Source organism: Pseudoalteromonas sp. BSi20311, assembly GCF_000239875.1.
Lineage (GTDB): Bacteria > Pseudomonadota > Gammaproteobacteria > Enterobacterales > Alteromonadaceae > Pseudoalteromonas.
Genome location: NZ_BADU01000022.1, coordinates 1 through 14235, shown reverse-complemented (window position 1 = coordinate 14235; position 14235 = coordinate 1). Strand labels below are relative to the sequence as shown.

Annotated in this window: 15 protein-coding genes; 5 read left to right on the top strand and 10 right to left on the bottom strand. The window is 39.7% G+C overall.

Going from position 1 to position 14235, the window contains the following annotated elements:
* Nucleotides 1–10: 10 nt before the first annotated feature.
* On the bottom strand, nt 11–1303 hold the full coding sequence (locus tag P20311_RS02255; protein ID WP_008109207.1) for an anti-phage deoxyguanosine triphosphatase: 1293 nt from the start codon (nt 1301–1303) through the stop codon (nt 11–13).
* Nucleotides 1304–1484: 181 nt separating this feature from the next.
* On the opposite strand from P20311_RS02255, the gene P20311_RS02250 reads away from it, so the two are divergent.
* Together P20311_RS02250 and P20311_RS02245 are read left to right on the top strand one after the other, a co-directional pair.
* A complete protein-coding gene (locus P20311_RS02250) occupies nt 1485–2294 on the top strand; it encodes a glucosaminidase domain-containing protein (RefSeq protein WP_008109205.1) in 810 nt (269 codons plus the stop codon).
* The gene (locus P20311_RS02245; RefSeq protein ID WP_274377837.1) at nt 2287–2946 is read left to right on the top strand and encodes a DUF2987 domain-containing protein; all 660 of its coding nucleotides are present in this window, start codon (nt 2287–2289) and stop codon (nt 2944–2946) included. Before P20311_RS02250 ends, P20311_RS02245 begins: the two co-directional genes overlap by 8 nt.
* Before the next feature lie 58 nt (nt 2947–3004).
* Here P20311_RS02245 and P20311_RS02240 read toward each other — a convergent pair whose 3' ends face one another.
* Nucleotides 3005–4183: a GGDEF domain-containing protein gene (locus P20311_RS02240; RefSeq protein WP_008109200.1), complete on the bottom strand. Its 1179-nt coding sequence runs from the start codon at nt 4181–4183 to the stop codon at nt 3005–3007.
* A gap of 134 nt (nt 4184–4317) precedes the next feature.
* Nucleotides 4318–5208 (bottom strand): TIGR01777 family oxidoreductase, encoded by an 891-nt coding sequence (locus P20311_RS02235; RefSeq protein WP_008109199.1) that lies wholly within the window; start codon nt 5206–5208, stop codon nt 4318–4320.
* 528 nt (nt 5209–5736) lie between these two features.
* Between P20311_RS02235 and P20311_RS02230 the strand changes: the two genes are divergently transcribed.
* Entirely contained in the window at nt 5737–6780 is a 1044-nt protein-coding gene (locus P20311_RS02230; RefSeq protein ID WP_008109197.1) for an AI-2E family transporter, read from the top strand.
* 43 nt (nt 6781–6823) lie between these two features.
* On the opposite strand, the gene P20311_RS02225 is transcribed toward P20311_RS02230, so the two are convergent.
* Complete coding sequence (locus tag P20311_RS02225; protein ID WP_008109195.1) at nt 6824–7906, bottom strand: FAD-dependent oxidoreductase; 1083 nt, start codon at nt 7904–7906, stop codon at nt 6824–6826.
* Between the two features lie 311 nt (nt 7907–8217).
* On the opposite strand from P20311_RS02225, the gene P20311_RS02220 reads away from it, so the two are divergent.
* Entirely contained in the window at nt 8218–8568 is a 351-nt protein-coding gene (locus P20311_RS02220; RefSeq protein WP_008109193.1) for a VOC family protein, read from the top strand.
* Between the two features lie 122 nt (nt 8569–8690).
* Here the strand turns inward: P20311_RS02220 and P20311_RS02215 are convergent, their stop codons facing one another.
* From P20311_RS02215 to P20311_RS02195, 5 genes are all read right to left on the bottom strand, one after another.
* Entirely contained in the window at nt 8691–9104 is a 414-nt protein-coding gene (locus P20311_RS02215; RefSeq protein WP_008109191.1) for a hypothetical protein, read from the bottom strand.
* On the bottom strand, nt 9091–10428 hold the full coding sequence (locus tag P20311_RS02210) for an ATP-binding protein (RefSeq protein WP_036932625.1): 1338 nt from the start codon (nt 10426–10428) through the stop codon (nt 9091–9093). Before P20311_RS02210 ends, P20311_RS02215 begins: the two co-directional genes overlap by 14 nt.
* Nucleotides 10422–11096, bottom strand: a complete 675-nt coding sequence (locus P20311_RS02205; RefSeq protein WP_008109187.1) for a response regulator transcription factor — start codon at nt 11094–11096, stop codon at nt 10422–10424. The genes P20311_RS02210 and P20311_RS02205 overlap by 7 nt, the downstream gene beginning before the upstream one ends.
* Before the next feature lie 3 nt (nt 11097–11099).
* Nucleotides 11100–11360 carry a PepSY domain-containing protein gene (locus P20311_RS02200; RefSeq protein ID WP_008109182.1) on the bottom strand — a complete coding sequence of 87 codons (261 nt, stop codon included), beginning with the start codon at nt 11358–11360 and terminating at the stop codon, nt 11100–11102.
* Nucleotides 11361–11519: 159 nt separating this feature from the next.
* Nucleotides 11520–11822: a YciI family protein gene (locus tag P20311_RS02195; protein WP_008464000.1), complete on the bottom strand. Its 303-nt coding sequence runs from the start codon at nt 11820–11822 to the stop codon at nt 11520–11522.
* A gap of 188 nt (nt 11823–12010) precedes the next feature.
* Here P20311_RS02195 and P20311_RS02190 point away from each other — a divergent pair, with 188 nt between their 5' ends.
* Nucleotides 12011–13435, top strand: coding sequence for a sodium-dependent transporter (locus P20311_RS02190; protein ID WP_008109178.1), 1425 nt, complete (start codon nt 12011–12013; stop codon nt 13433–13435).
* Between the two features lie 50 nt (nt 13436–13485).
* On the opposite strand, the gene P20311_RS02185 is transcribed toward P20311_RS02190, so the two are convergent.
* Entirely contained in the window at nt 13486–14127 is a 642-nt protein-coding gene (locus P20311_RS02185; RefSeq protein ID WP_008109177.1) for a CPBP family intramembrane glutamic endopeptidase, read from the bottom strand.
* Nucleotides 14128–14235: the final 108 nt, after the last annotated feature.

Below are 14235 nucleotides of genomic sequence, written 5' to 3'. Positions count from 1 at the left end.
ATTAGCTAACTTATTGTATGGGAGAGAACAACCGTTGATAGGTTTTATAAGCGTATTCGTCGCTCATACCGCTTAAATAGTCACAAATAATACGCATACCTTGATTGTGTTTTTCAGCTTCAAGGTACAGTGCCTGCGTGGTTTCGGGTAATAAGCGCAGCGGATCGCTGGCAAACGCAGTAAATAATTCTATGAGTAGATTTTGCCCTTTAAATTCTATTTGCTGCATTTGTGGGTCGCGTATTAAACGCTGAAATACAAAGTGTTTGAGGATCTGTAACACATTTTCGTATTGCTGATCTAATTTTGCGGTATGCCTTAAAATAGGGCATTCAAATTCATCGTTTTGGGTATCTAAATGAATATGAATAATAAAGGTATTCACCAGTTCGCCTATGGCGTCTTTTCGCTCATGTTCATACTTTGAAAATAACCGCTTGGAGAGTGACTCCAGCAAAGTGTTTAACCAGTCATAGTCAAGTGCTTGTAAATGCGGTAATGCATGAGTAAGCCAGTCGTCTAAACTGAGCACATCGGTAGCTATGGCATCTTCAAGGTCGTGAACGGCATATGCAATGTCATCAGCCAGTTCCATAATGGCACTATCGAGTGATTTATAACGGGTTTTAGCGCGATAAGCATCTGCGTGTTCTTGGCTAGATAATAACGCTTTATCACTTGCGCTAAGAGGCTCAATAATCCAATTAAATATCGCGGCATCGTCATTGTAAATACCTTTGGCTGGTCGCCAGTCATCGGCTTTAATAAATGCACGCTGTTTATTTTCTTGTGGGATATTATGCCAAAGGTTATCAATAAAAGCTGGGTACTTAATAAATCCTAACAAGGTGCGTCTAGTTAAGTTCATGCCGTAGCCGTTACTGTAGGGCTCTAGCTTAGCCACAATGCGCAGTGTTTGTGCGTTACCCTCAAAGCCACCATGAGCACGCATCATATAGTTAAGTGCAATTTCGCCGCCATGCCCAAACGGTGGATGGCCTATATCGTGGGCTAAGCATAAGGTTTCGAGTAATCCGGTTGATGGAAAATGCGCAAAGCTTGGATGCTGAGCTTTTAAGTGGCGTAATATGCCAGTGCCTATTTGCGATACTTCTAAAGAATGGGTAAGGCGAGTGCGGTAAAAGTCGTTTAAGCCAATGCCCATTATTTGGGTTTTAGCTTGAAGGCGTCTAAATGCGGCAGCATGAATGATTCGTGAGCGGTCTATTTGCCAAGCAGAGCGGTTATCGTTAGGGCGGTGCTTATATTGCTCAATTATTCTATTTTGCCACTGTTTATCCATGTCACAACCTATCATTTCATTTACGACTTTAACGCTTAGTATATTATAAATAGCCTACAATAGGCGTATGAATTTTATTCAGTTGTTCGGTATTCGCGTTTATAAAGTGGCTTAGGTATAATGTAGTTTCGTATGTATGTGACTACACCATACATAACTTAGAGTTTAATTGAGATAATACATGTTAAAAACTATTTTTCAGTTGTTGTTAGCCGCCGTTGTTATTTGGGCACTTACTCATCCGTTTATTGATACAGATGGATTGGTTTCAGATGAACAAACCAGCACTAGCGACATTAAAAAACAGAAGAAGAAAGAAAAACCATTGCACAGCGTTAAGTTGCCAAAGTTCTCAGAATTCACTGATGTGAAAGAGAAAAAGCATGCGTTTTTTAACTTCATTAAGCCCCATGTAGAAGCCGAAAACAAAAAGATTTTACAGCAACGTGCAAACCTTGAAATTGCACGCATGATGCTAGAGCACGACGAGCCGCTTAGTAAAAAACAAGCGAGTGATATTAAAAAAATACTTAAATCGTACGGCTTATCTGAAACCTTAGATACCATTACCCTCAGCCAAGCACTGCGCCGCGTAGATATTATTCCTAAAGAAATGGCCTTAATGCAAGCGGCCAATGAGTCGGCATGGGGTACTTCACGTTTTGCCCGTATTGGCTTAAACTTTTTTGGCCAATGGTGCTATAAAAAAGGCTGTGGCATGGTGCCAAGAAGACGCAACAGCGATGCAGAACACGAAGTGGCGGCATTTAAATCGGTTCGCGCAGCAGTAAGCTCTTATTTTAGAAATATTAATACTCACAATGCTTACAAAGAGTTACGTACTATTCGTGAAGACTTACGTGCACAGCAAAAGCCAATTTTAGCGACTAAATTAACGTATGGTTTAATGTCTTACTCTGAACGCGGTGAAGCGTACATTGAAGAACTAAATACCATGATTAATCAAAACCGAGCGTACTTTGATGAATAAAATGGTATTAAAATTAGTTACAGCCAGCTTTTTAGCAGTAGCGGCTAGTAGTGCGGTTGCTAAAGAATTTGTGATGTCGTATGACGGTTTTTACGACCGTTTAAAAGTGGTTAACAAAGGGGACTTTCAGTACGCCCGCGTAAACTTTTATATTAGCGATATTGGTACTAACGAGGTATGTAGTATTAAAAGCGGTACTATTTTAACTGAAAAGAATGAGTACCCGCTTAATTATACCGACAAAGCACAATTGCTATTACCGTTCGATAAACAGCTAGATACCGATAAAGCCGTGATTGTGGTTCAGCCACAAAATCCGGTTCACGATTGTCAGTTAAAGTTACAAATAGAAGCTAACGAGCTTGAGGGTCTAGCGTTATCAAAACAATCATTATTGGTTATTAATAATGAGCTTGAAGAGCTATTAACAGATCTATCAGGCTTTTTTGTTAGCAAACTAATGTGGTTTTTATTGCCTGAACAAAAAGGCGTGGTTGTTACCTTTAAAACTCCAAAGCAATTTGATGATGAGCGTATAACGTGCGAAAAGTCAGTGTGCTATTTTGAAGTAACCGATAGCTGGGAAGATAACACAACCGTATTAGCTGATATTAACGAGGTTGTTAAAGTAACGCCTTGGATCAGTAAGTAACCATAAAAATAGTAAACGTATAAAAGCGGCATCCATTATGATGCCGTTTTTTTTATGACTAAATGATGGCAGAGGGGGCTTTTGCTAATAGGCTTTTTTCGTCATGGGTGACCACTTTATTTCGGCCTGTTTCTTTAGCAAGATAAAGCCGTTTATCGGCTTGTAACAACAGGGCTTGCATATCTAGCTCGCGGACTAACATGCTACTTACCCCAGCACTTACAGACAGTGCAATGCTGTGGCCATTAAAATAAAACGGGTATTCATTAATACTACTGCAAAGCTTTTGAGCTAACTGCCTAGCTTGCGCTAAGTTTTGTTGATTAAGAAAAATAGCAAACTCTTCGCCGCCAATACGAGCAGTAACACCAAGCTCAAAAAACAATTCGTTAATATGTTGTGCAATCCACTTTATCGCTTCATCGCCGGTTTCATGGCCGTATTGGTCGTTCACTTGTTTAAATAGGTCAATATCGAGCATGATCAACGACACTCTGCTGTTAAGAGGCGCGGTTTTAGTAATTTTTTTACATAGACGAAAAAATCCACGCCTATTTAAAAGCTGTGTTAACGGGTCGTGATTCGCTAGATTAATTAGTCTAGATTCAGCATTAGCAAACTTAATAAACGGCAAAATTAGCGCACTGGCGGTGGTTAAAAATAAATGCGTTACTAATAACAGCTGTAAACCTGACGCTAGGCTGGCTTGACTGATTTGGCTTGAGTAGAGCAAAACAAGAAGTACAACTTGCAACAGCATTACCACACTGTGAAGTGCAAAACAGGCTATGAGTAAGCGTTGTTGTACTACAGCCACACTTGGGGTTTTAATCATTAAATACGCAGCGTAACTAAATAACACAGCAGTAATAATACTGGTAATAATTTGCCCTGCATCAATAAGGTACACTGCAAGTAAAAGCGTACAGCACATGGCGCTGGCATAGTATAAAGGTGTTACTTTTATCGCGGGCGCTTGGCTTTGTGGTATTAACCCTAAAATAACCAGTAATGGGCTTAAAATAATAAAAACGTAAGCAAAAAAGTGGGTTAAAAGGGGAAAATCAATAAAGTCTCTTAAACCTATTAATGCTATAGCGGTAATAAATGAGCAACAGGCAGTAGCAAAATAAAAATAGCAAGGTTGCTTTTTGTATCTATAAACAGAAAAAAAGAACACCGCAATAAATAAGTTAAGAATAAAACAGAGGCTAATTAATGTAGGTAAATGAAGCATGTTCAAGGGGCTCTTTTAGCTAAGTGAAGGCGTTTATATAACAATAAGTATTAGGTAGTAACACTAAAATAGCAAGGGGGTAAAAAGTATTGACTTTTACCCCCTATTACAAACTTAACCCGTTAAGGTCAGTGCTAAACTAAACTTTTTAATGCAGCGTCTATTTTAGTAAAGTGAAAACGGTAGTTATGGTCTAAGGCTTTTTTAGGCACCACATACTGACCGGTAGTAAGTAAGTCAGCCATTTCACCCATTAATATATTAAGCACCCCAGCTGGCATAGGCATAAACGCAGGGCGTGACAATGCTTTTCCTAATGATTTACTAAACTGCTTGTTACTTACCGGCTCAGGAGCTGTGGCGTTGATAGCACCAGATATTTCACTATTACGAATTAAAAATAAAATCAGTTGCACCATGTCATCAATGTGGATCCAAGACATACCTTGCTCACCATGGCCAATTGGCCCACCTACGCAAAGTTTAAAGGCGGGTAACATTTTACTCAGCGCGCCGCCTTTTTTAGCCAGTACAATACCGGTACGCAATAAGCACACACGGGTGTCGTCAGATTCAGCCTGTAAAGCTGCCTGCTCCCAATCTTTACAAAGTTGATGGCTAAATTCATCGTGAGGCTCGGTATTGTTTTCATCAACTAGGCTGTCGCCTTGGCGACCATAATAACCAATTGCACTGCCAGATATAAAAGTATGCGGCGGAGTATGGCATTGATTTATAGCATCACTAATTGCTTGCGTGACAATAATTCGGCTATCGCGAATAACCGCTTTTTGTTTATCACTCCAACGTTTATTAACAATAGGCTCGCCGGCTAAATTAATAACCACGTCAACGGTATTAAAATCAACATCCTCAAGGCTATCAATAGCGTTAACCTGATGCCCTAACAATACTTTTGCTTTGGTTGGGTTTCTGCTTAGCACTGTAACGTCGTGGTGATGCAACAAGAAGGGGCAAAGGTGCCTACCAATTAAGCCTGTGGCGCCAGTAAAAAATATATGCATTGCAACTCCAAAATTATAAATAAAGCAGGATGTTTAAAATTTATACTCTCCAGCTCAACGATTTGCAAATTTATACGTACCAATAATTTTTATGATCACCTAGGGTCTGTTGGTCTTTGCGGATTAATATTTGTTCAAACTAGGGGCAATTTAATCGCGGCGCGAGGTTTGTAACCTAGTGGGCTCGATAACTGCTCCTGCGTTATTCTACTGGCTTACATCCATGTAAGAATAAGTAAAAACCGAGCAAAGCTTCCGCGTCCTGCTCACGCTCCTTACCTAAATCCATTTAGGCAACAAAGAATTAATTGCCCCTAGGCAGAACCCTATGGGCAGCGCCTGTTTGGCATTAATGCTACGTTATCGCCTATTTATGGGGAACAACCACACCACATAGGCTCTGCCTTGCCTTAATACCAAAAAGACGGCTGCAAATCTAATCTTGAAAGGCCAACAGACCCTTAAACATTTCATTCTATTAGCTTTTGCCTTACACTAAAGCCAAATAACAGCAATAGGATAATGGTATTGGCAAGTTTAACTGGGGTAAATAAAAGCTTAATAATTTTTGCCGCTTTGGTAATTGTGCTAGCGGGTGTTAAAGCCGCAAGCGCTATTGTTATTCCGTTTATTTTGGCAGCATTTATAGCCATAATTTGTAGCCCACTCATTAATTTTTTTGCTCGTTACCGTATTCCAAAAGGCATAGCGGTAGTGCTTGTAGTGCTTATTATTATGGGCTTAGGGGTTAGCTTAGGCGGTTTAGTAGGTCAGTCGGTTAACGACTTTTCAAAACAATTACCTGAATATAAAGCACAATTAAAAGAAGAATTTGTATGGTTGGTTGATGTGGCCTCGCAATACAATATTTTAATTAATAAAGAACAAATTTTGTCTATGTTTGATCCTGGCAAAATGGTTGATGTTGCCACCAATATGCTAACGGGTTTAGGTAGCGTAATGGCCAATATGTTTTTAATTATTTTAACAGTTGTTTTTATGCTGTTTGAAGGGCCGATACTTGGCAAAAAAATTCATTTAGCACTGGACGATCCCGACAGCAAAATTAAGCAAATTGACCGTTTTTTAGACTCTATTAACTCTTATTTAGCCATTAAAACCTTAGTGAGTTTAGCTACCGGTGTAATTGCTGGTTTTTACCTGTGGATACTCGATGTTGATTATTTTGTACTATGGGGCGTATTGGCATTTATGCTCAATTACATTCCTAACATTGGTTCAATCATTGCGGCTGTGCCAGCACTGTTACTGGCGCTTATTACGCAAGGCCCATTAGTGGCAGGGCTCGTCGGCGCGGGTTATTTAACTATTAATACCGTTATGGGGAATATTGTAGAGCCAAAATACATGGGTAAAGGCCTCGGGCTTTCTACCTTGGTGGTGTTCTTATCATTAATATTTTGGGGCTGGTTATTAGGCTCTGTGGGTATGCTGTTATCGGTGCCGTTAACCATGATTGTAAAAATAGCACTAGAAGCCAGTGACGAAGGGCGTTGGTTAGCTACCATGCTTGGCACAGGTGAAGAAACCGTCATCAAATCAGAAGACTAATACCTTACAAAGGCGTGCCTACATAGCACGCCTTTTAAAAAATCTAAGCATCTATTAAATTAGCTAATGCGCTATCTACAGCGTTTATAGCCCCCTCTAAATAGCCTGCTTCTTGCTGTGCAAACTCACTTCCCATAAAATGCACTTGTAACTGTTTAAGCTGCTCGCTAAGTCCTGAAAAATTAAATTCAGGATGCTGCGATACACCTATTTGGTCATCTTTGTTGGCAACAAATTCATCCTCAGCCCAATCCTTTATAATGCAGCTTTTCGCTGTATAGGCTTGCTCACCGTAAAAATAGCTGAGCTGATCAAGGCAAGCTTGGGTTAATTGTTCTCTCGTCACTTTACTGCGCTGCAAGTAAGGCACGCCAATAAAGCCAAACAAAGCAGGGTGAGAATGCTCACTGGCTGACGCATCATGAACTTCTACCAATGGGCCTACACGGCTAAAACATTGCCCCGATAAGTTTTTATCTCGCCAAAAAGCGTGTTCAAAGGTGGCAACAAACTTTGCTTGGCCTGCCATCCACGTAGGCACCGACGCTAAACGCTGTGCTAAAACATTATTAGCCCATAAATGCGGGGTTAAATGCTGGCTGATCATTCTAGGGGGTAACGCCAACATTAACTGATCGCAAGTGTAGTGCTGGAAACTCCCTTGGTAGTTAGCGCTAATATGCCAGCCATCGGAGAGCTTTTTCACTTCGCTAACAGCGTGCTCTAATTTAACGGTGTTTGGCTCAAGCTGCTGATAAAGCGCATTGATAAGCTCGTCCATACCGTTTTGTATTCTAAATAACTGCATTTCGCCAGCTCCTGCAATTTGCTGTGCAGGAGCAATTTGTGATGCTTGATATAGCACATCGCCACGGGTGTATTGCTCAAACACAGGGATGTTTAAAGCGGCAACTAACTGTTGAATATTAGGCTGATGCGGAAATATCCAGGTAGGGCCTAAATCGTGGCCAATGGTGTTGTTGGTCGGTAAATAATGAGAGGCAATTCGGCCTCCCAAACTGGCTTTGGCCTCTAATAATAAAAACGGAATATCACGTTTTTTAAGGCTGTAAGCAGCATATAAGCCCGCTAAGCCACCACCAATAATAACTACAGGTTTATGCATTTTAAAATCACTTTAGCTAAGTCAATCTACTGGTAGGTAGTTTGTGGTTTTTGTGCAGTTTTGTCAAAACGTTTTAATCAACAAAATCGAGAACGCTTAAAAAGTCATATATTAACTACAGAGCAAATCAACTTAGGTATATAAAACATCCAGATAACAAGCTGTTTAACAATGACAACCAACAGTGTTTCTGTGTCGCTTATTTTAAATACCTTATGTTTGCTTATGATTATTGAGCATTGCTGCTATCTTTGTTTATTACTAGTTCAAGTCGAAAATAATATAAACAAGAATAAGGGCAAAAAACTGTTATGACTCAAAATAATAAAATTAACTATATTGAAATTCCCGCACAAAATATTGCAGCGACCAAGGATTTTTTTAGTGACGTGTTTGGCTGGTCATTTATCGATTATGGTCCAGAATATTGTAGTTTTATTGGGCAAGGTGTTGATGGTGGTTTCTTTAAATCTGACTTGGTTGTTGCTACTAAAAATGGAAGCCCGTTAATTGTGTTATACAGTAATGAACTTAAAGCGACTCAAGATAAAATTGAGAAAGCGGGGGGGAAAATAATTAAGCCTACATTTTCATTTCCAGGTGGTAGACGATTTCACTTTAGTGATCCAAATGAAAATGAATTCGCGGTATGGTCAGAGTAACCAAAAAACAAAGTATAAAAAATTGACAAAAATGCAGCCTTTAAGGCTGCACTTCCCAAAACATCAATAAACTAACCTTTAAAATACCAAGCCAGTATACACATCGCTTACTTTTGAACTTGTTAAAGCCCCATTTTAAGCTGCTGAATAAATTGCTCTGTCATAGCTATTTCACACTCTTTGTAGGTGACTACCGCTTCTGGCGCATTGGGTTGTTTTAACATGTAACGCCACTGGCAGCTTTTTTGAATGTACTTGTCTTTGGCGTTAAGACTTTGTTTAAACAGTGACAAAATGACGGTATTACCGGTTTCACTTTCTAATTCAACCAGTTCAAAGGTGCGCTTTTGGATCCAGCTATCTTGTTGCTGTTGCACTTTATTTAATTTGGCGTCTAAACATTGTGTGTAATCTTTAATTTGCTCGGGTAGGGCATTGTTTTGCAATGTACACTCTTGCGCAGCAGCTATACTTTGCTGCGCCCATAAAAATAAAAGGCTTAAGCTAAAACAAAGGATGTAGTTACTTTTTTTCATGGTAATTAAACTCGAGAATAAATTTTGCACCGCCTAAACGTTGCGACTGAGATATAGTTAACAGTCCGTGATACGACTTAACCAAGTCAGATACTATAGCCATGCCAACACCGTGGCCGCTTTCGTAGGTATCTAGGCGCGTACCGCGTTGTAATAACGATTCGCGCTTATCTGGCTTAATGCCTGGGCCGTCATCACAAATGCTTATATTGAGCGTTTTAGCTTGTGAAACGTTAATACTGACTTGGGAGCGACAGGCTTTACAGGCATTATCTATTAAGTTGCCTAATAACTCCATTAAATCGGTTTTATCACCTAAAAAGTAATCTTTATCGCTCACTTGGCAGTTAAATATAATGTCTTTATCGCGGTATACTTTACTCATTGCGCTTAAGATAGAATCGATAACCGGCTTGATAGGGGTTTGTTTTTTCCATGTATCGGAAGCACCCGTGGCGGCACGTTTTAATTGGTGCTCGATCATCACATTAATTCTGTCGAGTTGTTCTTGTGCATCTGCATCGTTAGCGAGTGGGCTTGATTTTAATACCGCTAATGGCGTTTTAAGTGCATGGGCTAAATCGCTAAGAGAGGCGCGGTATCGTTCTTTTTGACGTTGCTGCGACTCTAACAGTAAATTTAGGTCGGCTTTAATCGTTTGCAGTTCAACGGGGTATAAGCCTTTAATTTCTTGAATATCGCCTGATTCAATGGCTTTTATTTCTTTATCTAAACGCTGCAGTGGTCGTGCACTCCAAATAAAACCAATGGCCATTAACCCTGCAATGGCAATCCCCATAATAAACATCCAATCGACTAAGGTTTGCTTAAAGCCATCCATTAAACGCAGTAGGGCATCGTTACGTTTTAATAAAATAAAGCGTGCTTGCTCTGATTGGTCAATATTATTAAGTATTACCGTTAAACTTAATTGCCAATAGGCAGTGTTGTTATACACCACACGTCTAAAGTCGGCGGCGCCTGCTTTGGGCTCTATATATTGGGGAACAAAGTTAACGTTAACCGCCGACTCAGAATGCCAAATAGGCACGTCGTCACGGTATATCATGGCGTAGGTGTCTGAGTTTAAATTGTTGAGTTCGGGGGTTAATATAGAGCTGGGCATAATAATACCGCGCTCGGTAAAATCAACTTCGGAAATAAGTGAATACAGGTGTGCTTCGAGGTTTTTTTCGGTGGCATCAACAAGTGACGCATAATATGCCTTACCTATAGAGTAAAACAAAATGGGTAGGGCGACTAACAAAACAAAGACAAGGATAAAACCTTGCCTTATTTTTAACGAAATTTGCGGTGCTACCACTGGCTTTTAAGCCTGTAACCACGTCCGCGTAATGTTTCCACTGGGTTAAGCACGCCATCTGGGTCGAGTTTTTTACGCAAACGTAGTACAAACACTTCAATAACGTTCGAATCAAGGTCGAAGTCTTGATCGTAAATATGCTCTGTAAGCTCAGACTTTGAAATTACTTTTTGTGGATTAACCATTAAGTATTCAAGTACTTTATATTCGTATGCGGTTAAGCTCAGCTCTTTGTCGTTTACCCATACTTGTTGTGAACGGGTATGAATTTTAATAGGGCCTGCTGTCATTTCAGGGTTTGCTTTACCTGCACTGCGACGAATAAGCGCATTACAGCGAGCAATTAGCTCTTCCACATGAAACGGCTTAGTTAGGTAGTCATCGGCACCGGCATCTAGGCCTTCTACTTTGTCTTGCCAGCGATCGCGCGCGGTTAAGATCAAAATAGGGATAGTTATCCCTTGGGCACGTGCTTTATTTATTAGCTCAATACCGTCTATTTTAGGTAGGCCTAAATCAACTACAGCCATGTCTAAAGGGTATTCAGTGATGTGAAAAAGGCCAGCCTCACCATCGTGACATAAATCAACGCTGTAACGCTCTTTTTCTAATGCATTGCGCAGGTTGTCTGCCAAATGTAAATCATCTTCTATTACTAAAATTCGCATTGGTTAATCCTTTTTCACTTCGCCAGTTTTCTTGTTTATTTTCAAATCGACGACGTGGCCGTCAGCTTTTAAGATTCGTACAGTAAAAAAAAGTGTTTCTTCAGAAATTTTTAACGTTGTACCGTCTGTAGTTTGCTTTGCAAGTATTACTGCTTTCTTTTTGCTTACCTCAACTTTATCGGCTTTGCTTTTGGTATTGTTTGCATGGGCAAAATTAGCCAAACACATTACCGCGATTAAGTTGAGTATTAATAATACACGCATTGCGAAACTCCTAGAACAGACCTGCTTAGCTCAGAAACTAAGCCACTAAAACTTTAATACCACGACGTGTATTTAAGTTTTTATAAGGCAAAGTCTAATTAAAAATGAGTGAACAAACCCTGAATTACTGGTTGCAGTTAAACAGGGGTCACAGTTTAATTAAGCAGGGAACACTTTTTTAAATGGTTTAACGATAGAATTTTCATATACGCCACCGGCAACATAGGGATCATCTGCGGCCCATTCTCTGGCGTCTTCTAAAGAATTAAATTGAGCAATCACTAAAGAACCCGTAAAACCTGCGTCTTGAGGGTCTTCACTATCAATGGCCGGAAGAGGGCCTGCGGTTAATAGTCGGCCTTCGTCTTCTAGGATTTGTAAGCGCGCTAAATGAGCTGAGCGTGCCGCTTTACGGTGCTCTAAACTATTTTGGACGTCTGTTGAATAAATCATATACAACATAAAAATACTCTCAAAACTTGTTAAATTTAATTAACTGCATACTAGCATAGCGTTGATAAATGGTGAATTAAAAGTGTTTATGGCGATGTTTACAGCAAGAATGTTTTTTTACACGGTAATTGCTTGAAAAGCGTTGCGTAACACTGGTAGAGTCCCTTGGATAAGATAAATAATAACAAGGTTATTACATGAGTGAAAATAGAGAGCACTTTAGCTCCCGCTTAGGATTTATATTGGCAGCGGCAGGTTCTGCTGTGGGTATTGGTAACTTAGTAGGCTTTCCAGTTTCTGCGACTAAGAATGGCGGTGGTGCATTTTTGCTCGTCTATGCTTTGTTCGTCGCATTCATTTGTTTACCTGTAATGATGGCCGAAATGGCCATGGGTCGTCATGCACAAAAAGACCCGCTTGGTGCATACAAGGTATTAGCTAATAACGACAAAAAATGGAAGTTTGCTGGCTTTTTAGCAGTATTAACGCCATTTATGATTGCTGTTTTTTATATGGTGATCACGGTGTGGATTTTTGGTTACTTAAGCCAAACCGCACTGGGTAATTTAGATATGCTGGCAAACCCTGGGCATTTTGGTGAGTTTATAAATAGCTACACCGTGTTTGGTTATATGGCACTGGTTGTGGTTATTGTTAACCTTATTTTGGTCGGTGGTGTAAAAGACGGCATAGAAAAAGCGGCTAAATTTTTAATGCCTGCTTTGTTTGTCATGCTAATTATACTGGTGGGTTATGTACTCACCCTTGATAACGCAATGGCGGGTGTTAAGTACTACATTATTCCTGATTTTAGTAAAATGAATGCCAGCGTGCTTAACGGTGCACTGAGCCAAGCGTTTTTCTCATTGTCGTTAGGTATGGGTATTTTAATTACCTATGCCTCTTATATTTCGAAAAAAGATGACATCGTAGGCAGTGCTAAAATGGTCGCTATTACCGACTCACTGGTTGCGTTTGTAGCAGGCTTAATGGTGTTACCTGCTATTTTTAGCTTTGACCCAAATACCGATCCGGCTAAGTTATCTGACTCGTCAGTTTCAATGATTTTTGTCTATCTTCCAAAAATCTTATTAGCGCTACAAAATGATATTGGTTACTTTGGCGCATCAGCCGTGGCATTTATTTTCTTCTTATTGGTATTTTTTGCTGCGATCACATCATTGGTATCTATTGTTGAAGTTCCAACAGCAACACTAAGCGACCGTAAAGGCATTAGCCGTAAAAAAGCGTTGGGCATACTTACTTTATCAACTGGTATATTAACTATTTTGTGTATTATGTCGTTTGGTATGATTGACAGCCTAACTACTTTTACTAGCTACGGTAGTGGTAATAAGAGCTTTTTTGATGTTGTTTATGACGTATTCTACGACACAATATTGCCTTTAAATGGTTTAATGGTGTGTTTGTTTGTAATGTATAAATGGAAAAAAGTTCGCTTAAGTGAAGAGCTAAGACAGGGCTCTCCTAATTATGCTAATAGCTTTATGGAAAAGTACGTTAACTTTTCACTGCAAACCTTTATTCCAGCGATATTATTAATCATTTTTGTAAATACCGTTGCGACTAAGTTTTTTGATATCAGTATTTTTGGTTTTTAATTTAAACTAAATCTAAATAAGCCGCGCCTGTCGCGGCTTTTTTGTGTTAGTTAATTTAGTGCACCAGAATCTAAATAGTCACCCATTCCTAGGGTAAACATCCATATGCCCCATAAGCTGTGCTCAAGAACACAAGCAAAGGTTGAGCGGCTTTGTGCGTAGGTATAAGCAAATAGTAATCCGCCTATAAACGCTAAACTTACTGCAACCCAATTAGCGTAAACAATATGTGCCAGTGCAAATACACTCGCACTGACAATAATGCGTAACCATTTACTGGGCATAATGCGTTTATAACGATGAAAAAAGTAGGTTCTAAATATTAATTCTTGCGGGATCACCGACAACAAAGGGTAGAGCAGCAATAGCATCAGCCAGTCGGCGAGGTTTTCTCGAGGTAAAGTAAACCAGTGTCCTTGGTAAAGTAAGTTGTAAAATACCCCCGAAAATAACGCGCCAATAAAGAAAAAGCTAAACATACGGCGCTTCACAGCAGAAAACTGCCCCAAGCTAGTTAATCTAAAACGTTTAAAGTGAGTGTCGTTTAGTAGCAACATACAACACACACTCATGAGGATGATCAGTGCCGGAATAAGCCAGTTAGATAAATATTGGCGAATATTAAAGCCAATTAAAGGCAGAATAATAAAAATAAAGGCAAATTCAAACCAGCGATATTGATTAGCGTTCACGTTTGCTCACGGTGATTTTTATCTCACCCTAGCAAACGATTAAGTCATCTTTATGACCATAAAACAGCCAAGCTGATTATATTTAAACCCACTGACTCTTACTAAGGC